Origin of the sequence: Nocardia sp. No.11, assembly GCF_038752175.1 — a bacterium.
GTDB classification, from domain to species: domain Bacteria; phylum Actinomycetota; class Actinomycetes; order Mycobacteriales; family Mycobacteriaceae; genus Nocardia; species Nocardia canadensis.
This window is the reverse complement of sequence record NZ_JBCGFB010000011.1, coordinates 68,342-87,632: the sequence shown is the minus strand read 5'-3', so window position 1 is coordinate 87,632 and position 19,291 is coordinate 68,342. Positions and strand designations below refer to the sequence as shown.

Annotated in this window: 17 protein-coding genes; 10 read left to right on the top strand and 7 right to left on the bottom strand. The window is 70.3% G+C overall.

The window, feature by feature from the left end:
- The 4 genes from V8688_RS05985 to V8688_RS05970 form a co-directional block, all read left to right on the top strand.
- Nucleotides 1-1,179, top strand: a 1,179-nt coding sequence (locus tag V8688_RS05985) for a beta-ketoacyl reductase (RefSeq protein WP_342800366.1), incomplete at its 5' end; no start/stop codon positions are given.
- 23 nt (nt 1,180-1,202) lie between these two features.
- Nucleotides 1,203-4,325: a beta-ketoacyl synthase N-terminal-like domain-containing protein gene (locus V8688_RS05980; protein WP_342800365.1), complete on the top strand. Its 3,123-nt coding sequence runs from the start codon at nt 1,203-1,205 to the stop codon at nt 4,323-4,325.
- Nucleotides 4,322-5,311: an AfsA-related hotdog domain-containing protein gene (locus tag V8688_RS05975; RefSeq protein ID WP_342800364.1), complete on the top strand. Its 990-nt coding sequence runs from the start codon at nt 4,322-4,324 to the stop codon at nt 5,309-5,311. The genes V8688_RS05980 and V8688_RS05975 overlap by 4 nt, the downstream gene beginning before the upstream one ends.
- Nucleotides 5,308-6,615 carry an FAD-dependent oxidoreductase gene (locus V8688_RS05970; protein ID WP_342800363.1) on the top strand — a complete coding sequence of 436 codons (1,308 nt, stop codon included), beginning with the start codon at nt 5,308-5,310 and terminating at the stop codon, nt 6,613-6,615. Before V8688_RS05975 ends, V8688_RS05970 begins: the two co-directional genes overlap by 4 nt.
- Nucleotides 6,616-6,662: 47 nt before the next feature.
- Here V8688_RS05970 and V8688_RS05965 read toward each other — a convergent pair whose 3' ends face one another.
- From V8688_RS05965 to V8688_RS05955, 3 genes are all read right to left on the bottom strand, one after another.
- The gene (locus tag V8688_RS05965; protein ID WP_342800362.1) at nt 6,663-7,913 is read right to left on the bottom strand and encodes a helix-turn-helix domain-containing protein; all 1,251 of its coding nucleotides are present in this window, start codon (nt 7,911-7,913) and stop codon (nt 6,663-6,665) included.
- An 88-nt stretch (nt 7,914-8,001) separates the two neighbouring features.
- Entirely contained in the window at nt 8,002-8,337 is a 336-nt protein-coding gene (locus V8688_RS05960; protein WP_342800361.1) for a hypothetical protein, read from the bottom strand.
- A 102-nt stretch (nt 8,338-8,439) separates the two neighbouring features.
- The gene (locus V8688_RS05955; RefSeq protein ID WP_342800360.1) at nt 8,440-10,260 is read right to left on the bottom strand and encodes an ABC transporter ATP-binding protein; all 1,821 of its coding nucleotides are present in this window, start codon (nt 10,258-10,260) and stop codon (nt 8,440-8,442) included.
- A gap of 82 nt (nt 10,261-10,342) precedes the next feature.
- Between V8688_RS05955 and V8688_RS05950 the strand changes: the two genes are divergently transcribed.
- The gene (locus V8688_RS05950; RefSeq protein WP_316574951.1) at nt 10,343-10,747 is read left to right on the top strand and encodes a MarR family transcriptional regulator; all 405 of its coding nucleotides are present in this window, start codon (nt 10,343-10,345) and stop codon (nt 10,745-10,747) included.
- A gap of 33 nt (nt 10,748-10,780) precedes the next feature.
- On the opposite strand, the gene V8688_RS05945 is transcribed toward V8688_RS05950, so the two are convergent.
- Nucleotides 10,781-11,545, bottom strand: coding sequence for a hypothetical protein (locus tag V8688_RS05945; protein WP_342800359.1), 765 nt, complete (start codon nt 11,543-11,545; stop codon nt 10,781-10,783).
- A gap of 156 nt (nt 11,546-11,701) precedes the next feature.
- Between V8688_RS05945 and V8688_RS05940 the strand changes: the two genes are divergently transcribed.
- Nucleotides 11,702-12,133, top strand: coding sequence for an OB-fold domain-containing protein (locus V8688_RS05940; protein ID WP_218720569.1), 432 nt, complete (start codon nt 11,702-11,704; stop codon nt 12,131-12,133).
- Entirely contained in the window at nt 12,117-13,319 is a 1,203-nt protein-coding gene (locus V8688_RS05935) for a lipid-transfer protein (protein ID WP_218720516.1), read from the top strand. Before V8688_RS05940 ends, V8688_RS05935 begins: the two co-directional genes overlap by 17 nt.
- Before the next feature lie 135 nt (nt 13,320-13,454).
- On the opposite strand, the gene V8688_RS05930 is transcribed toward V8688_RS05935, so the two are convergent.
- The gene (locus tag V8688_RS05930) at nt 13,455-14,639 is read right to left on the bottom strand and encodes an alanine--tRNA ligase-related protein (RefSeq protein WP_342800358.1); all 1,185 of its coding nucleotides are present in this window, start codon (nt 14,637-14,639) and stop codon (nt 13,455-13,457) included.
- A gap of 262 nt (nt 14,640-14,901) precedes the next feature.
- Nucleotides 14,902-15,345, bottom strand: coding sequence for a MarR family transcriptional regulator (locus V8688_RS05925; RefSeq protein WP_255588280.1), 444 nt, complete (start codon nt 15,343-15,345; stop codon nt 14,902-14,904).
- A 115-nt stretch (nt 15,346-15,460) separates the two neighbouring features.
- Between V8688_RS05925 and V8688_RS05920 the strand changes: the two genes are divergently transcribed.
- Nucleotides 15,461-16,588: an NADH:flavin oxidoreductase gene (locus V8688_RS05920; RefSeq protein ID WP_342800357.1), complete on the top strand. Its 1,128-nt coding sequence runs from the start codon at nt 15,461-15,463 to the stop codon at nt 16,586-16,588.
- A gap of 330 nt (nt 16,589-16,918) precedes the next feature.
- The gene (locus V8688_RS05915; protein WP_308248605.1) at nt 16,919-17,104 is read left to right on the top strand and encodes a hypothetical protein; all 186 of its coding nucleotides are present in this window, start codon (nt 16,919-16,921) and stop codon (nt 17,102-17,104) included.
- Here the strand turns inward: V8688_RS05915 and V8688_RS05910 are convergent.
- Entirely contained in the window at nt 17,094-18,092 is a 999-nt protein-coding gene (locus tag V8688_RS05910; protein WP_342800356.1) for an AraC family transcriptional regulator ligand-binding domain-containing protein, read from the bottom strand. The two genes, V8688_RS05915 and V8688_RS05910, sit on opposite strands and share 11 nt — an antisense overlap.
- 628 nt (nt 18,093-18,720) lie before the next feature.
- Here V8688_RS05910 and V8688_RS05905 point away from each other — a divergent pair.
- Complete coding sequence (locus tag V8688_RS05905) at nt 18,721-19,173, top strand: hypothetical protein (protein ID WP_342800355.1); 453 nt, start codon at nt 18,721-18,723, stop codon at nt 19,171-19,173.
- Nucleotides 19,174-19,291 lie beyond the last annotated feature (118 nt).

The window sequence follows — 19,291 nt, the reverse complement described above, 5'->3', positions numbered from 1 at the left end:
GGCGCCGCCGAGCTCGCCGCCGAACTGGCCGCGCTCGGCGCCCGGGTCGACATCGCCGCCTGCGATGTCGGTGACCGGGACGCGGTGACCGCGCTGGTCGCCGCGATCCCACCCGAGCGCCCGCTCACCGCGGTGGTGCACACCGCGGGCCTGGTCGCGGACGCGCTGTTCGCCGAGCACACCCCCGACCACGTCGCGAAGGTATTCCACGCCAAGGCCGAAGCCGCCTGGCACCTGCACGAGGCGACGCGCCACCACCCGCGGGCCCAGTTCGTCCTGTACTCCTCGATCGCGGGTCTGCTCGGCAATCCCGGTCAGGCGAACTATGCCGCGGCCAACGGCTTCCTCGACGCACTGGCCCAGCACCGCAGGCAGCACGGCCTGCCCGCGACCGCCCTGGCCTGGGGGCTGTGGGAGCGCGGCACCGGCATCACCGGTCATCTCACCGAGCGTGACCGGCAGCGGATGCGCCGCGAAGGTCTCATCCCGCTCGGCGACGCGGACGGCATGGCCCTGTTCGACACCGCGCTGTCGACCGGCAGGTCGCTGGCGGTCCCCGCCCGACTCGATCTCACCGCGTTGCAGTCACTCGGCGACGTGGACGAGATGCCCGCGATTCTGCGGTCGCTGCTGCGCGGTCCGCGCCGGGTCGCCGGTGGCGGCTCCGACGAATCGGCGAAGCTGCTGGCCGCGCTGGCCGGCGTCGAGCCCGCCGAGCAGGAGCGGATCATCCTGGGCGTGATCCGGTCGCACGCAGCGGCGGTACTCGGGCATGCCTCCGCCGAGGCGGTGCCCGCGGAGACCGCCTTCACCGACCTGGGCTTCGACTCGCTGGGCGCGGTGGAATTCCGCAATCGGCTCGAAGCCGCCACGGGGGCCAAGCTGCGCACCACCATCGTGTTCGACTACCCCAACGCCGCCGCGCTGGCTCAGTACCTGCGCACCGAGATCGCCCCGGTCGACGATCCCGCGGCGCGCATCGCCGCCCAGCTCGACGCGCTCGCCGCCGGGTGCGCCGGGGTGGACCTGCCGCCGGAACGGATCGAGGAGCTGCTCGGCCGGATCAACGACCTCGCGCGCGCCCTGCGCGGCGGCGGGGCCGAGGACTTCGTCGACAACATCGACGTCGCCGACGACGACGCGCTCTTCGACCTGATCGACCAGGTCCGTTCGGTCTGAGCCGACCAGAAAGCGAGACTCGAATGGCCGACGAAGCCGAACTGCGCGCCTATCTCAAGCGCGCCACCCGACAGTTGCAGGAAACCAGGCAGCGCCTGAGCGAGGAGCAGGAACGCGCCAGGGAACCGATCGCGATCATCGGCATGTCGTGCCGGTTCCCCGGCGCGATCACCACACCCGACGAGCTGTGGCAGGCCCTGATCGACGGGCGCGACCTGATCACCGAATTCCCCGCCGATCGCGGCTGGGACATCGACGGGTTCTACGACCCCGACCCCGACAAGTTCGCCAAATCGTATGTGCGCGAAGGAGGTTTCCTCGACAACGCGGGCGAGTTCGACGCCGGCTTCTTCGGCATCAGCCCGCTCGAAGCCGAGGCGATGGACCCGCAGCAGCGGTTGCTGCTCGAGGTCGCCTGGGAATCGGTCGAGCACGCCCGGCTGGACCCGACGGCCCTGCGCGGCAGCGCGACCGGGGTGTTCGTCGGCTTCAGCGATCAGGGCTACGGCTTCGGCGCCACCCGGTCCTGGGACGGCGCCGAGACCTACTACTTCACCGGTAACCACGCCTCCATGGCGGCCGGTCGCGTCGCCTATCTGCTGGGGTTGGAGGGGCCCGCGGTGACCGTCGACACCGCGTGCTCGTCCTCGCTGGTCGCGATCCACCAGGCCGTGCAGTCGCTGCGGCTGGGGGAGTGCACGACGGCCCTGGCCGGGGGTGTCACCGTGATGTCGACCCCGATGCCGTTCGCCCTGTTCTCCCGCCAGCGCGCGCTGGCGGCGGACGGGCGGTGCAAGTCCTACGCCGCCGGCGCCGACGGCACGGCCTGGGGCGAGGGCGCCGGAATGCTGCTGCTGGAGCGTCTCTCGGATGCCCGGCGGCACGGACACCGGGTGCTCGCGGTCGTGCGCGGGTCCGCGGTGAACAGTGACGGCGCGTCGAACGGGCTCACCGCGCCGCGCGGCATCGCCCAGCAGCGGGTGATCCAGTCGGCCCTGGCCAACGCCGGGCTGCGGGCCGGCGAGGTGGACGTGGTGGAAGGCCACGGCACCGGCACCGTGCTCGGTGACCCGGTGGAGGCGCAGGCCTTGCTGGCCACCTATGGGCAGCGCGACGGTGCGCCGCCGCTGGTGCTCGGCTCGGTCAAATCCAATATGGGACATACCCAGTCGGCCGCCGGGGTCGCCGGCGTCATCAAGGTCGTCGAGTCGCTCCGGCGCGCGATGGTCCCGCCGACCCTGCACGTCGACGCACCGACCCCGCACGCCGACTGGTCCGCCGACCGGATCCGGCTCGCGCGGCGTCCCCAGGTCTGGCCGGAAACCGAGCACGCGCGCCGGGCCGGGGTGTCGTCGTTCGGCATCAGCGGAACCAACGCGCACGTGATCGTGGAGCAGGCGCCGGAGCCGGAAAGCCCGGTGACAGAGCCGGATCGGCAACCCACGGCACCCGTCGCGTGGCCGCTGTCGGCACGCGATGCCGCCGGTCTGCGCGCCCAGGCGGCTCGGCTGTACGCCGCGGTGGCGGACTCCGCCGCAGACCCCGCCGGGATCGGGTATTCGCTGGCCACCACGCGCACGCGATTCGACCACCGTGCGGTCGTCGTGGGTCGGACCGGCGCCGAACTCCTCGACGGGCTCGCCGCGCTCGGCGCACCCTCGGCCGTGGCGTCGCCTCGCGGCGGCAAGCTGGCGATGATGTTTCCCGGTCAGGGCGGGCAGCTCGCCGGTATCGGCCGCGGACTCTACGACGCCTACCCGGTCTTCGCGCGGGCCTTCGACGAGACCGCCGCCGGCTTCGACGCCCACCTCGAGCACTCGCTGCGCGGGGCGGTGTTCGACGCCGACACCGAGCTGCTCACGCGGACCGACTACGCCCAACCCGCCGTGTTCGCCCTCCAGGTGGCGCTGTACCGACTGCTCGAATCCTGGGGAGCGACACCGGATTACCTGGTCGGGCATTCCCTCGGTGAACTCACCGCCGCGTATGTGGCCGGGGTGTTCTCGCTCCCCGACGCGATCGCGGTGGTGGCCGCCCGTGGCCGGTTGATGCAGCGCATGGAACAGGGCGCGATGATCGCGGTGCGGGTAGGCGCCGACGAGGCGCTCGCCTCGATCGCGGGGCGCGCGACGGTCTCGGTGGCCGCGGTCAACGGCCCGAACGCCACGGTGATCGCGGGCGATCCCACCGCGATCGGTGAGATCGCCCGGTACTGGCGGGGCCGCGGGCGCCGGGTCACGCGGCTCGGTGTCGATCGCGCCTTCCACTCCCCCCACGTGGCGGCGATCGTCGAGGAGTTGCGCGGGGTCCTGGCGTCGATCCGGCTCGACGAGCCCCGGCTCCCGGTCGTGTCCACACTGACCGGCGCCGAAGCGACCCCGGGCCTGCTGACCTCGGTCGGCCACTGGGTTCGCCAGGCCCGTGAACCGGTGCTCTTCCACGACAGCGTGCGCTGGATGCACGAAGCCGAGGTGGGCACCTATCTCGAGCTCGGCGCGGGCGACACGCTCTCCGCCCTGGTCTACGAGACGCTCGCCGCCAGCGGCAGCGTCACCGTCCCGCTGCTGCGACCCGGTGTCGACGAGGCGATGTCGGCGGTGCAGGCCCTGGCGAGCGCATGGGTCGGCGGCGCCGAGGTGGACTGGCGGGCGCTCCACGGCGACCGGGCGCCCGGGCTCGTCGACCTGCCGACCTACCCGTTCCAGCGCAGGCGCTACTGGGTACACACCGACAGCGCCGTGGTCGAGAACCTGATCGGCGCGGCGGGCAACGGCATCGTCGGCGAGGCGACGCCGTCCGCCGGACCGTCGACGCTGCGGGAATCGGCGCAGGCCCGCGAGCGAGCGGACCTGGCGGAGATCCCGGACGAGCAGCGTGCCGAGGTCGCGACGCGCTTGGTGCTGGCCCAGATCCGGGAAATCCTCATCGACCGCACCGACGACGACATCGACCTCGACGCCACGCTCCTGCAGATCGGGCTGACCTCGCTCAGCGCGCTGGAACTGCGCGGCCGGATCACCAGAGCCGCGGGTACCCACGTCTCGCTCGAGGATCTGTTCACCCATCCGACGCCCCGAGCGCTCGCGGATCTGCTCGTCGCCCGGATCTGGGCCGACACGACGACCCCCGAGGCGGTGCCCGCATGACGCAGTCCTCCGTGCCTCGCGGCACCGTCGCCTTCGAGCAGCTGGTACCGGCCGTCCTGGCGCACCGGCGCGGACTGGCCGAGGTCTACGTCGCCGACACCGCCGTCGTGGGCGAGAGCGAATTCCTTGTCGCGGTACAGGTTCCGCGAGCGCACTCGCTGTGGTTCGACCGGCTGGTCGCCTATCACGATCCCTTCGCCGCGCTGGAGGCCGTACGACAGTCGCTGCTGGTCGTCGGCCAGCGGCACCTCGGGGTGCCCGCCGACGCGCCGGCGAGCCTGCAGACGATGTCGTTCCAGGTCGAAGACCTCAGCACCTTCCGCGACACCGAACGCGAACCCTTCGAGGGGATCGTGCGACTCCGCCCGGGGGCAGCGGGATCAGGCTGCGGCTACTACCAGGATGTCTCCTTCGAGGCCGTGCTGACCGTGCACGGCGCGTCGGCGTTGTCGGTGCGCGGCAGCGGGATCGCGTTCCCGCGCGAGGCCTACGACGAATTCCGCGAACTCCAGCGGCGCGGTCGATCCGCGCGCGCCCCGAGCGGCGCCGACGCACCCCGACCGCTGGATCCCGCCCTGGTCGGACGGCGCGACCCACGCAATGTCGTGCTCGCCCGCGATGCCGCGGGCAGGCTGGTCCTGGTCGTGGATCGCGGCCACCCGAGCTTCTTCGACCACCAGTACGACCATGTCCCCGGCCCGCTGTTGCTCGAGGCGTTCCGGCAGGCGGCGGTCCTCGCCGCGACCGAGGCCGGTGCGCTCGACTCGCCGGTCGCGGCGGTGCTGGACGTGACGGCCCGGTTCAGCGACTTCGCCGAACTCGACAGCGAGATCACCTGCGCCACCACGATCGTGGGCGACCTCGCGATGGGCGAGATCGCCGTCCAGGTCGACCTGCACCAGTTCGGCAACACCATCGCCGTCGCTCGCCTCGAGCTGGCGCACTATCCCGCGTCCCGGGAACGACAGGAGCACACCGGATCATGACCACCCCAGCGACAGGATCGGGCAAGCGGTTCGCCGTCATCGGCGGCGGTCTGTCCGGTATCGGCGCCGCCTACCAGCTCCATCAGGCCGGACACGACGTCGAGGTGCTCGAACAAGACGCCGTGCTCGGCGGCCGCTGCGGCTTCGACACGCTCGGCGGCCGCCCGATCATGATGGGCGGCAAGAACATCGGACGGCGATATCACGAGCTGCGCCGGTTCATCGCCGCGTCGGGAGACCGGGCCTACGAGCCGTTCGGCATCAACAGCTCGCAGATCGTCGACGGCGAGATGGTGACCCTCGACAACCCCGGCATCGCCGGATTCCTGCGTCATCTCCTGCGCACCGGATCGCCGGCGGACGCGGCGCGCATGGCCTACTACGGCGCGCGGGTGCGTTTCGACGAGCGCCATCGGTACCTGGGCTCGGACTTCTTCGGTGCCGTGGGCGCCCGCAACGACGACGCCGCGCTGAGCGCGCACTTCGGCCCGGACTTCGCGCGCACCGTGTTGCGGCCGTTGACAGTTCGGCTCAACGCCGCCGAGCCGGACGAGGTCTTCCTCGGCGCGTTCGGGGTGAGCCTGGGCATGGTGCAGGATCGCTACGACCAGCTCGTCGACGGAATGCAGCCCGTCCTGGACTGGTTCGCCGGGCAGGTGCGGGTGCGGCTGAACACCCGGGTGGATCGCCTCGTCGTCCGCGACGGGCGGATCACCGGACTGGACGTGTCCGACAGCGGCGGCGCGGCGAGCTCCACCGGCTACGACGGGGTGGTGCTCGCGATTCCGGCGCACGCGGCCGCGGTCCTGCTGGAGCCGGTGGCACCCGCGCTGGCCAAGCTGCTGGGCGAGGTGACCTATCACCCGTCCACGGTGGCGGTGGTGCAGTACGCGAAGCCGTTCTTCGGCAGCACCGTTCGCTCGATCGCGTTCGACTCGGGTCCGTGCAGCGCCGCCGGCGTCTACGGCGTGCACGACCGCGACATCGTCCGCTACACCTTCAGCGGCCGCGCGGCCCGCCCACGACCCGACACCGTGCAGCTGAGCCGCTGGATCGACGAAGCCGAAGCGACGGTGCGCGGCCACCTCGGCGGGTTCATGCCGGCCCGCGTCCGCACCGAATCGCGCAGCTGGGCCGCGGCGCACTGCGCGTACCTGCCCGATCACGCCGCGTTCCTGGGGAAGGTGCGCGAACAGTCCGATGCCCTGGCCGGACTGGAACTCGCCGGGGACTATCTGCTGGGCGCGCAGCTCGAAGCGTGCTTCCGGTCCGGTGTCGCCGCGGCGCGCGCGATCACGCGGTAGCGCCGATGCGGTGCGGTCGTCGGTGTCGTGCTCGACGACCGCCCGCGTCACGCGGCGCCGGTGGTGTTCTCCAGATCGTCGGCGAGCAAGGCGATCCGGGCACGCAGGATGCCTTCCGCCGTGGTGAGATCGAGATCGGTCAGACCACCCACCCGCCGCAGCCGGTAGTCGACCGTATTGGGGTGGACGTGCAGCCGGCTGCCGGTCGCTTTGCGATTGAGTCCGGTGTCCATGTAGGTCCGCAGCGTTTCCAGCAGATCCGGATGGTCGGCGAGCGGGGCGATCACCGCGGCGAGATGATGCCGCGCGGGCCCCGGCCGGGTGAGCTGATACTCGATCGCCACATCCGACAGCTGATACAGCCCTGCGGGTTTGGCGATGCCACGCACCAGATCCAGCAGTTCGTGCGCCTGCTCGGCCGCCGTCGGGATCAGGTGGGTCGGCGCGGGCACCAGCGTCGCGGTGAGTCCGACCCCGGCCAGCTTGCTGATCTCGGTGAGGACGGCCTCGGTCATCACCGGCTCGTCGGATTGGTCGTTCGGGATCAGCAGGGTGCCGCCGTAGGTGCTCAGCAGCGCCAGCGAGCGCGAGGCGAAGGCATCGGCCAACGCCGCCTGTACCCGGCGCAGCTTGCGCCGGGCGACGACCTGGGCGTCGACCCGGGGATCGAGCTCGTCCGCGATCACCGGAATCATCAGCGCCACCACCTGATACGACGCGGCCACCCGGATGCCGGTCTGCCGGGTCAGGGCGCCGACACCGTGCCCGCTCAGCAGCGCCGACACCATCGTCTGGGCCCCGGTCTGATGCTCCTTGGCCACCTGGCGCTGCTCGTCGAGGTAGGCGCCGGTCACCGTCGCGTTGATCACCTCCAGCGTCTGCAGAAGCAGGCGGGTGCCCGCGATGACCTCGGCGAGATCGGCGGCGGTGACATTGCCGATGACCAACTCGAAGCCGATGCGGAAACCCTCGGCGTAGGCCCGCAACAGGGTCTCGACGGGCACTCCTTCGCGCGCGTGCTGGGCGGAGGCCGCGCGCAGCGCCACCAGCTGCGCCTCGGAGGGCGTCGTGCGCTTGTCGAGCATCTCCATCGCCAGCATCAGGCAGCGTCGGGTGAACTCGGTGACGTCGCTGCGCATCGCTTCACTCGGCAGGGCCTGACAGGGCATGACGTTCTCGGCGAAGTAGGTGACCAGCTGCGAGACCAGATCGTCGACGTTGCCCAAGAAGCTCGACACAGCACGGCCGTCGGTGGTGGTGATCGGATCGGGCGCCCGATCGATAGCGGAAGAAGTCATCGCGTTCACTCCATCGTGTCCTGTGTGAATGGCAACATAGCTAGCGCGCGAGCGCTGGCTCAGAGTCCAGTCACGCTGCCTGGGGTGCTCACGATCTTGTGCAATCGCCGCTGTGAGGGCTCACAGGGCGGGGAATCGGGAGTGTGCCGGGAGCCTTGCGGTGCAGGCCGGCGCGGTCGTAGAGCCGGCTGACCAGCGCGCCGAGCGTCAGTCCGACGGCGAGGCCGAGCAGGGTCATCCAGAAACCGTGCGCCGGTCCCGCGCCCAGGTCGGCGTCGAAGAACGGGATCGCTCGCACCGCCGTGTACACCTGATGCATCGGTTCGAACGTCGCGAGCACACCGACGTAGCGCGGTGATACATCGTGGCGGGCAACGCACCCAGCATCGCCATCACGACCGTCGGAAAACACCCGGATGCGCACGGTCGCATGCTGACAGCGCGAGCGCCCGGCGGCCGGGGCGTTGGAATCTGCCCGACGTCGGGCGCGCTGCGTTGGCGATCTGCCGATCGGCCGCCGCGGACTTCAGGCCGCCGCGGCCTCGGCGGCGCCGTTGAGCCGGGCGTAGCGTCCCGCGTCGTCGAGCAGCGTCATGTGGTCGCCGAGCTCGACGACCCGGCCGTGATCGAGGACGGCGATCTGGTCGGCGTCGCGGATCGTACTGAGCCGGTGCGCGATCGTGATGACCGTGCGCCCCTGGGCCACCACATCGATGGCGGCCTGCACCGCGCGCTCGGTCTCGTTGTCCAGGGCGCTGGTGGCCTCGTCGAGCACCAGCACGCGCGGGTCGCGCAACAGGGTGCGGGCCAGGGCGATGCGCTGCTTCTCACCACCGGAGAACCGGTGCCCGCGCGCGCCGACCACGGTGTCGTAACCCTCGGGAAGCGAGGTGATCAGCTCGTGGATCTGAGCGGCGCGGGCGGCGCGCTCGATCTCGGCGTCGGTGGCCTCGGGCGCGGCGTAGCGGAGGTTCTCGCGGATGGTCGTGTGCAGCAGGTAGGACTCCTGCGAGACGACGCCGACGATGCGGGCGAGGGTGCCCAATTCGAGGTCGCGCACGTCGACGCCGTCGATGCTCACCCGGCCGCCGGTCGCGTCGTGCAGGCGGGCGACGAGCGAGGCGAGCGTGGTCTTGCCGGAACCGGTCTCGCCGACCAGGGCGAGCGTCGACCCGGGCGGCACGACGAGCGAGACACCGTCGAGCACATCGGGGCCGTGGGCGTCGTAGCGGAAGCTGACGTCGTCGAACCGGACCTCGCCCACGACATCGCGCGGGTCCAGGTCGATCGGCCGAGCGGGCTCGTCGATCTCGACCGGAAGATCGAGGTAGCCGAAGATCCGGCTGAACAACGCCATCGAGCTGGTGACTTCGACACCTACGTTGAGCAGGCTCATCAGGGGGCGGAAGAGCGCGGACTGCAAGGTGGTGAAGGCGACCAGGGTGCCGATCGTCATGGCGCCGCTGGTCGCGGGGAAACCGGCGGCGAGGTAGAGGACGGCGGGGATCGCCGCGAAGACGATGTTCATCGTGGCCATCCGCCAGCGGCCGGCGAGCTGGGAACGCACTTCGAGGTCGACCAGGTCGTGGGAGGTCTGTTCGAAATGCGCGGAGGCCACGGGCCCGGTGCCGAGCGTCTTGCCCAGCAGTACACCGCTCACCGAGAGTCCTTCCTCGACCTGACCGTGCAGGTCGGCGAGGTGGCGTTGACGCCGGGCGGTGATGTCGCGGCGCAGCAGGGCGACGCGGCGGGTCAGCCAGATCGCCGGGGGCAGCACCACCAGCGACAGCAGTGACAGCCGCCACGACAGCACCGCCATCGCGATCGAGGTGCCGACCACGGTGGTGACATTGCCGGCGATCGCGGTCGCGGTGCTGGTGACCACGGACTGCATGCCGCCGACATCGTTGATCAGGCGCGACTGGACCTCGCCGCCGCGGGTGCGGGTGAAGAATCCCAGCGATTGGCGCTGTAGATGGCGGAACACGTCGGTGCGCAGCGCGTGCATGACCTGCTGCCCGACGGTGGTGGAGATGAGTGTCTGGCCGACGCCGAGCACGGCGGTGAGGACGGTGACGGCGAGCATGCCGCCCACCGCCCACAGCAGCAGCGAGATGTTCTGCTGGGGGAGCGCGTCGTCGATCACCAGGCGCAGCAGGAACGGCGAGACGAGGCTGATCGTCGAGCCCGCCACGATCAGGACGATCAGCACGGTGAGCCGAAGCCGGTAGGGCGCGAAGAGCGCGGCGATCCGGCGCACGGACACGGGGGACTCGCGCAGCTGTGCGCGGTCGGCCGGGTCGGGGCGGCGGGTGCGGCCGCCGCGGGAAGAGTCTTGGTCTTTCACAGGCAACCCCCTTCGGGGGAATGGACGTATGCTGAGGTTCCCTCACTATCTGGCAGTGTAAACAACTGGAGAGGCCGGATTTATGCCCGACAACGACAGCGAGCTCCTGATGCAGGTCGCCAGGACGCTGCGCCGACGCTGGGCCGCGGCGTACGCGCCGATGGGACTGACCCCGCATCAGGCCCGCGCGCTGCGGGTGGCGGGCGAGCACGAAGGACTGCGGCTCTCGGCTCTCGCCGAGGCGTTGCGGATCAGCCCCCGATCGGCGACGGAGGTGGTGGACGTGCTCGAGCAGGCCGGTCTGGTCACCCGCGCGCCCGATCCGACGGACCGTCGCGCGACTCTCGTGGCGGTGACGGCCCTGGGGGCGCGGACACTCGGCACCCTGTCGGAGGCTCGGACGAAGGAATCCGACGACTTCTTCGCCGGGCTCACCGACGACGAGCGTGCCACGTTGCGGGGCATCCTCGGCAAGCTCGTCGGATAGTCCACGACCCGGCAGCACGCCGGAGGCCGCCGGTCACCAGTCGAGGACGTGTTCCGGCTGGCAGACGTGCAGGGGGGACGGCAGGTAGCAGATCACGGCGTCCAGGAGCGGGGCGACATCGCTCCACGGCGCCGGATCGCACAGGACCGGCGCGGCGTCGCCGACATGGGTGAGGCGCCGGACGCGGTCGGAGACCTGTTCGGGGCAGACCTCCGGCGGGCCGGGGTCGTTGTCCCGGTGGTCGGTCACCGCCGTCACGAGCCTGCGATACCACTGTTCGGCGACCTGCCAATGGCTGCCGTAGAACTCGGCGCCCATCGGTGCCAGGTCCCCCATCCGGACCAGATCGATGACGCCGGCGAACCCGGCGCCGATGCCGTGGGGGATCTGCAGCGTCAACGGCACCGCTCCGTGGGTGCCCGCGATCGTGCGGACGCAGCGGTCGAAGTCCGCGGCGGGATGATCGAGCCCGGTCACCAGGCACAGCCGCGCGACCTGGTGGTCGTCGGCGACTCGCAGGATCGTCTCGAGCCGAGGGGCGCGCGGTGCCGCGGCGTTCATGACCGCGACCACCCCGTCGGCCACCCGAAGCGAGTGCTCCAGCGTCGCGAGGGGCTCCTGGCTCGACAGCTGGGTGAGCCGAATCGTGTGATCGGTCCACCGGATCGTGGTCGCCGTGCCGGATCGGGGCCCGGCGGGACGGCGGGTCAGCCGGTGGACGACCCGGGTCGTCGCCTCGGGGTCCCCGATGATCGTGACATTGCGGATCGACTGCGGATCAATGACTTCGGTGCCCATCGCGTTGTGGTACTCCAGCTCGACTCGAGAATGGCGGCGCATCCTCAATCCGGCTTCACCGTACCTCCGCCGATGTGCCGGTGAAGTGGATTCCGGCCCCGAAGTAGAACGTGTTCCTATACCGTCGGGCTCGTGCAGAAAGAACAACGCCCTGCCGTGGCCGACTGGTTCACCGCGGACGACGGCACGGTGCGTCTGCAGGGGAGTCGCTGTACTGCCTGCGGCACACCGTATTTCCCACGGAACACGCTCGCCTGCCGGAACCCGCAGTGCGCGGGTCCCCGGGACGGCTCCGAACTCGCCGAGTACCTGTTCTCCACCCGTGGCCGGATCTGGTCGTACGCGGATGCCCGTTACAAGCCACCCCCGCCCTATGTCTCCGCCGAGCCGTTCGAGCCGTATGTCGTCGCGGCCGTGGAGCTCGAGGTCGAGCAGATGGTGATTCTCGGGCAGGTGGTGCGCGGCCTGACGGTGGACGACCTGGCGGTCGGCATGCCGGTGGAGTTGACCCTCGGCGTGCTGTACGAGGACGAGGAAGCGGAGCACACGGTGTGGATGTGGAGGCCGGTCGATGACCGAGACCAGTAATCGCGATATCGCAGTCCTCGGTGCGGGTATGCACCAGTGGGGCAAGTGGGGCCGCAATTTCGTCGAATACGGACTGGTCGCGGCCCGTGCCGCGCTGGCCGATGCCGGCGTGGACCACCGCGACGTCGACTACATCGCCGGCGCGGACACGATCCGCAACGGCTACCCCGGTTTCGTCTCGGGCGCGACCTTCGCCCAGGCGCTCGGCTGGACGGGGGCGCGGATCTCGAGCAGCTACGCCGCCTGTGCCTCCGGTGCTCAGGCCATCGCCAATGCCCGCGCCCAGATCCTGGCCGGGTTGTGCGAGGTGGCCCTGGTGGTCGGCGCCGACACCACCCCGAAGGGGTTCTTCCAGCCGGTCGGCGGCGAGCGTCGCGACGATCCGGACTGGTTGCGTTTCCACCTGCTGGGCGCGACCAACCCCATCTATTTCGCGCTGTACGCCCGTCGGCGCATGGCGTTGCACGGCGCGACACTCGACGACTTCGCCGCGGTCAAGGTGAAGAACGCCCGGCACGGCCTGAACAACCCGTATGCCCGCTATCGCAAGGAGGTCTCGGCCGAGGAGGTCGCCGCCTCGGCGATCGTCTCGGATCCGCTGCGCCTGCTCGACATCTGTGCGACCAGTGACGGCGGTGCCGCCCTCGTGCTGACGTCGATGGACTACGCGCGGCGTCACGGCATCGCCGATCCGGTCCGCATCCGCGCGCTGTCGACGGTCACGCCGACGTTCCCGAAAACGGTGCTCGACCTGCCGGATTTCGCGACGGATTCCGCGGTGGCGGTCGAGGCGCCGGCGCGCGAGTTCCGCTCCGCGGTGGCCTACGCCGCCTACGAGGAGGCCGGGCTCGGTCCCTCCGAGCTGTCCTTCGCGGAGGTCTACGACCTGTCCACCGCGCTGGAGCTGGATTGGTACGAGGACATCGGGCTCTGCGAGACCGGCGGCGCGGAGAAGCTGTTGCGCAGTGGCGCGACGACACTGGGCGGTCATGTGCCGGTGAATCCCAGTGGCGGCCTGGCCTGTTTCGGGGAAGCGATTCCCGCGCAGGCGATCGCCCAGGTCTGCGAGCTGACGTGGCAATTGCGCGGCCAGGCCGACGGTCGCCAGGTCGATGACGCGCGCGCGGGCATCGCGGTGAACCAGGGCCTGTTCGGCCACGGCTCGGCCATCATCGCCACTCGCTGAGCGGGGTTCGCGCTGCTCCGGTGCAAATGAGCGGCCACCGCGAAGGTGGACGTTCTCCGGCATCCGACGGCGGCATCCGGCGGGTGGGGCACGTCAGGGACGCGGCCCCGCCCGGCGCTCGCTGTCGAGTCGGCCTCAGCCGATACCGGATTCGGTGCTCAGGTAGACCGCGAGGTCGCGCGGCAAACCGTGCGTGTCGTGCAGGTAGCGGTAGTCGTCGTCGGTCAGCGGTCCGGCGAATCGGCGGTGGGACAGCACCTGTCGTCCGCGCTGGAGGAGCAGATCGAATTTGTGTTCCTCGTCGAGCAACAGGGTGCGCACCGGGTGTGGGTCGACATGCTGCCGGAAGTGGTCGAGCGTGTGGTCGAACAGGTCGATCGGCAGGTCCGACAGAGTGCGGCTCGGATCGTCGCGCCACAGTGTGGTCAGGGTGCGGCGGATCAGGCGGCGCAGGATGTGTCCGCGCCCCGAGGGAGACGGGGTGACCCGGTCGCCGAGGATCACGATGCTGGATCGCAGGTGGTCCGACACCACGCGCAGCGACGATTCCCCCAGCGGGCCCCAGAGCCGGGGCAGCGTGGTCGACCAGGGCCGGAAGACGTCGATCTCGAAGACGGACGGCGTGTTCTGCAGGATTCGCCCGAGCCTCTCCAGGCCCATCCCGGTGTCGATACCGGGTCGGCGGACCGGTTCGAGACCGCCGTCGGGGTGCCGCACGTAGCGCATCGTGACGTGGTTCCAGATCTCCACCCACCGGTCGTCGGTTGTCGGTGTGCCCTGCGGATTCTCGCTGCCGGTCCAGAGGAAGATCTCCGAATCGGGTCCGCAGAGTCCGGTCGGCCCGTTGGACCACCAGTTCTCCTCGGTCGTCGGTTCGACCGGTAGGCCCAGGTCCTGCCAGGTACGCCACGACTCGTGGTCGGGTTCGACCCGGTCGTCACCGCCGAAGACCGTGCCGTGGATCCGGCGGGGGTCGATGCCGAATCCGTCGCGCAGCAGTTCGATTCCCCAGCGCAGGCTCTGCGGGCCGCCGTAGTCGCCGAGGGACCAGGAGCCGAGCATCTCGAACACCGTCAGGTGGGTGTCGTCGCCGACTTCGTCGAGATCGGTGGTGCGCAGACAACGCTGCACGTTCGTGAGCCGTCGGCCGAGCGGATGCGGGCGGCCAAGGAGATAGGGGGTCAGTGGGTGCATCCCGGAGGTGGTGAACAGCACCGGGTCCCCGGGCGAGGGGGTGAGCGATCCGCCCGGCGTGAGTTCGTGCCCGCGGTCGCGGAAGAAGTCGAGGAAAGTCCGAACGGTCTGGTCTGTGGTGATCATGGTGATTGCTCCATCGAGAGAAATCGACCGGAAGCGACCGTCCATGGCAGGCCCGGATTCGAGACCGACGCGCACCGGCGGACCGTTTCCGGTCGCCGGCGGGGGAAGAAGAGGTCAGGCGGCAGCGACCGGCGAGCGGAGAGCTCGTGCGGCCGCGGCGGCGTTGCGTGGACTGACCATCATGTGGGCACGGTAGCAGCCGCGGGATGCGGGGCGCGACCGGATTTCGGCCGGTGCCGGTCGGCGAACGTGCACTGCTGGTTCACTGCGGTCGAGTGCTCTTGCGGGAGAGGAATACTCGTTCGAGCAGCGCGTACAGGGTGTCGCGGTCCTGCTCGCCGAGGCTGTCCAGGCCATCGCGGGTGACCTGCATCTTCGCCCGGATCGCATCGGTGACTCGTTCGCCCTCGGGCGTGATGACCAGATTGGTGACGCGGCGGTCGGACGGGCTCGCCTCGCGGCGGACCAGGCCGCGTTTCTCCAGCCGGTTGATGATCCCGGTGACGTTGGAGGCATCGCAGGCCAAGGCCTCGGCCAGGACCCGCATCGCGATGGGTCGGCGGCGCAGCGCCGTGAGCGTCTTGCCCTGGCTCGCGGTGAGGTTCTCACTCGCCGCCGCCGCCGTGAAGTCCCCGTAGTAGACGCCGAGGGACACCGAGAGCAGCTCCATGAGCTGGGCCGAGTCGACGTGGGGAGCTTCTGTCATGCGACCACCATATCCGCAGAAACTTGACCATCTCAAATATCTACCTCTACGGTGTGGCATATTGCTTGAAGTTCTCAACCATCGACATTGTCAAGTGACTTTGAGGAGCACCCCCGTGATCGTCACCGCGTCCGACGTCGCCCGCACGGCCGAGGTCTTGGCCCGCCCCGTCACCCTGAACGGCCTGACCGTCCCCAACCGCATCGTGATGGCGCCGATGACGCGCATGTTCTCCCCGGGCGGTGTGCCGGGGGCGGACGTGCGCTCGTACTACGCGCGCCGGGCCGCCGCCGGTGTGGGCCTCATCGTCACCGAGGGCACCTACGTCGGCCACGATTCGGCCGGGCAGAGCGATCGGGTGCCGCGGTTCCACGGCGCGGAGCAGCTGGCGGGGTGGGCCCGGGTCGCCGAGGACGTACACGCGGCCGGTGGCACGATCGTGCCGCAGCTGTGGCACATCGGCATGGTCCGCAACCAGGGCGAGCAGCCCTATCCCGACGCCCCGGCCATGGGCCCCTCGGGCATCGGCGCCGATGGCACCGAGGGCGCGGGCAAGGCGATGACCCAGGCCGATCTGGACGATGTCATCGCCGCCTTCGCCGAGGCCGCCGCGGCCGCCGAGCGCATCGGCTTCGACGGGGTCGAGCTGCACGGCGCCCACGGCTACCTCCTCGACCAATTCCTGTGGGCGCAGACCAACCGCCGCGACGACGGCTACGGCGGTGACCCGGTGGCGCGCACCAGGTTCGCGGCCGAGATCGTGGCCGCGGTCCGGGCGGTCGTCTCGCCCGAGTTCCCGGTGATCTTCCGCTTCTCGCAGTGGAAGCAGCAGGACTACCGCGCGCGCCTGGCCGAGACCCCGCAGGAGCTCGAGGGCATCCTGACCCCGCTCGCCGCCGCGGGTGTCGATGCCTTCCACGCCTCCACCCGCCGCTACTGGCTCCCGGAGTTCGACGACTCGGACCTGAACCTGGCGGGCTGGACCAAGAAGCTGACCGGCAAGCCGACCATCACCGTCGGTTCGGTCGGACTCGACGGCGACTTCCTGCGCGCGTTCACGGGTGAAGGCGCCGAGCTCGGCACGATCGACAACCTCCTCGATCGCATGGAGCGCGACGAGTTCGACATGGTCGCCGTCGGCCGCGCCCTGCTCCAGGATCCGGAGTGGGCGGCCAAGGTGCTGGCGGGCCGAATCGACGAGCTGAAGCCCTACGACGCGGCGGCGATGAAGACCCTGAGCTAGCCGGATCTGTCTCCGGAGCACAGTTCGCAGCGGAAAGTTCATCGAATCATGCAGTGACAACCCCTCATTCGCGCATCGATACCGACTCGGACCCGGGTTGCGGGAGGCACCGGCGCCGACCCGCGCACGCCCGAGCCGCGGCGACGGAGATCCTCGTCGCGTCGAGATCGGCTGAGCCCCGGCCGGTCGTCTCCCCGGCGACCGGCCGATCGCGAGGTTGGCGCGTTCGGCCGGGGATTGGCGCGTTCCGTCCTTGTCGCGGTCCCGAGGTGATTCGAGACTTACGTTCGATAGGGATCAGTGTGCTACCGAGGGGAGCCTGCGTTGTCGGTGACGAGGGAGAGTGCCACCGCCTACGTGATTTCCGCACTGGAGGCGAAGGGAACGGCGACCCGGGACGATTTCGACGTCGCCGGGATCGTCGCCGCGTTCCGCGACATCACCGACGGGTGGGACTTCCACCTGATGGAGCGGGAGACCTTCTGGCGGATCGCCTCGACCTACCTCAGGGTGTGAGGCTGCACGCCGGTGAGGACCCCGACCAGCGCCGGGCGGCCCGGCGCAACGAGCCCGCGTCGGAGTAGCCGAGAAGTTCGGCCTGCCTGGTGCCGCTGAGCGATCCCGCGACCGTCACCTGTGCGAATCGGGCGCTGCGTGCCCGGTCCAGCTCCGCGCGCCAGGTGGTGCCGGCTTCGGTCAGGCGTCGCTGCAACGTCCGGGGGCTGACCGTGAGGATGCGGGCGACGCTGTGCAGGGATACCTCCCCGGCCTCGATTGCCTGGTCCAAGGCCTCGGCCACCCGTTGCGGCCAGGCCGAGGCGAGCGTCGGTGGCGGCGGCAGCGCGGCGGCCAGTGGTTGCAGGACCCCGGCCAGGACCGGATCCGCGGTCGTCAACGGCAGATTCAGGTCCGCGGAGCGGAAGGTCATCGAGTCGGTCGGCGCGTCGAACTCGACGGTGGCGGAACCGAACACGTCCCGGAAGCTGTTGATATGCGGGGGAGCGGCCTGGCGTAGCGCGACGCGGACGGGGTCGAGCGGACCGTCGACGACGCGGCGGGCCCGGCTCAGCACGGCCGACAGTCCCCACAGCTGGGTGTGGTCGCGCCCCCGGCCGTCGCCGTGGAGCATCTCGAGGTAGAGGGTGGATTCGTGCTCGGTCTCGGCGACCAGGTCGAAGCGGTGATTGGTGGTGACCGCGGTGACGTACGGCCCGCAGGTGGCCAGCCCGGCGCCCAGCGTCGGCGCGGAGGAGAACAGATAGTCGTACAGGCCCAGGCTCGAGAGTTTGTAGCGGCGGGCGACCTGCAGGGCGACGTCCGGGCCGAGACGATGTTCGCCGATCTCCCACAGCCGGGAGAACACCTCGCTCGGCAGATGCACGTCTTGGCCGGTCATCGACCAGTCGGGGACCCCGGCATCGCGGATCAGCTGCGCGCGATCGAGCCCGGCCGCGTCGAACTGCGAGATGACGAAACGATGTAGCAAGCTCTGGTCGGTAGCCATGACGTCTCCTCGTGGCGGCAGGCCGATCCGCGGACCGGTCGCGGCTACGTCAGCCGCCGTCGTCGACCGATTCGGCGAATCCGAGCTGGGCGGGATTTCTCCATGGAGGACGATACGCTGGGACGCGGCGGCGGGCGTCGATGCGGTGACCTTCCCCGCCTCCTCGCCCGAGCATCGCCATCAGCGGTGGCGTGGTCGCGGCGGGTACTCGCGTGCCGGCCATCACGGGAAAGACCTTGCGCGACAACTCCGGTCCCGCCGCCGATCGCTTGCTCGCCAGGCCGCTGGCGGCTCCGTCGCGAAGCCGCACCCGTCCCGCCCGCACCGGCGCTACCGTGGAAGTATCCGTGGGGAGGAACACGATGGTGTCGGTGACGCTGTACCGCTATTCGTTCGATTTCCGCTATCGCTTGAACGACCGGCAGCTGGCGGGTTTCGACCCGAGCCGGGCATATGTCGAAGCCTATGCCGTCGATACTTCTCACCCGGACTGCGGCGTGGAGCCGGCTGGTCGGCGGCACGCCGCCGCAGCCGGGGCGCGTCACGGCGGGCGTTCGACGGACTCGAACAGCGGCTGCACGACATCGCCGAGCGCTATCGCCGGGTCCGCGAGCAGATCGAGCTCCGCGTGCACGAGGCCGACGCACGCGCGCAGGAGGAACAGGCACGACTCTGGAAAGCGCAGCGCGAGCGGGAAGAACGCGACGACCGTTGCTCCGAGCTGGCCGCCCGCACCCGATGGAGCTACCGCGTCACCGAGTCGGACAGAACCGTCCATGTCTTTCGCGCCGAGGACTCGACCCTGACCACCGGCGAATTGGTCGACGAGCTTCAGCGCCCCACCCATCACCTCACCGGCTATACCGTGCACTGGGCCGCCGCCGATCGCGCCGAGATCGAGCGCGTCAGCGGTGTGGATTTCACCGCCTGGTGGGCCGTGGTGGCTCCGCGCCACTGGAACGATTCCCGGCGCGTCCCGTCTCGCCCGCCGACCCGTTCCGGCCCCTATCTCGGCGGCCACTCCAGTGAAGGTGGCCATTCCGGCCACGACAGCTTCTCCTCCTGCGGCGGCGGTTTCTGATGCGACGGTCGTCGACGAACTCGTCGATTTAGCGATACCGCGCTGGTGATGCTCGCGCCGAGCAGAGTGTGTCGACGTGCTCGGCCGGTCGGCGGAGGTGGCGGAATCGGTGGGCGCC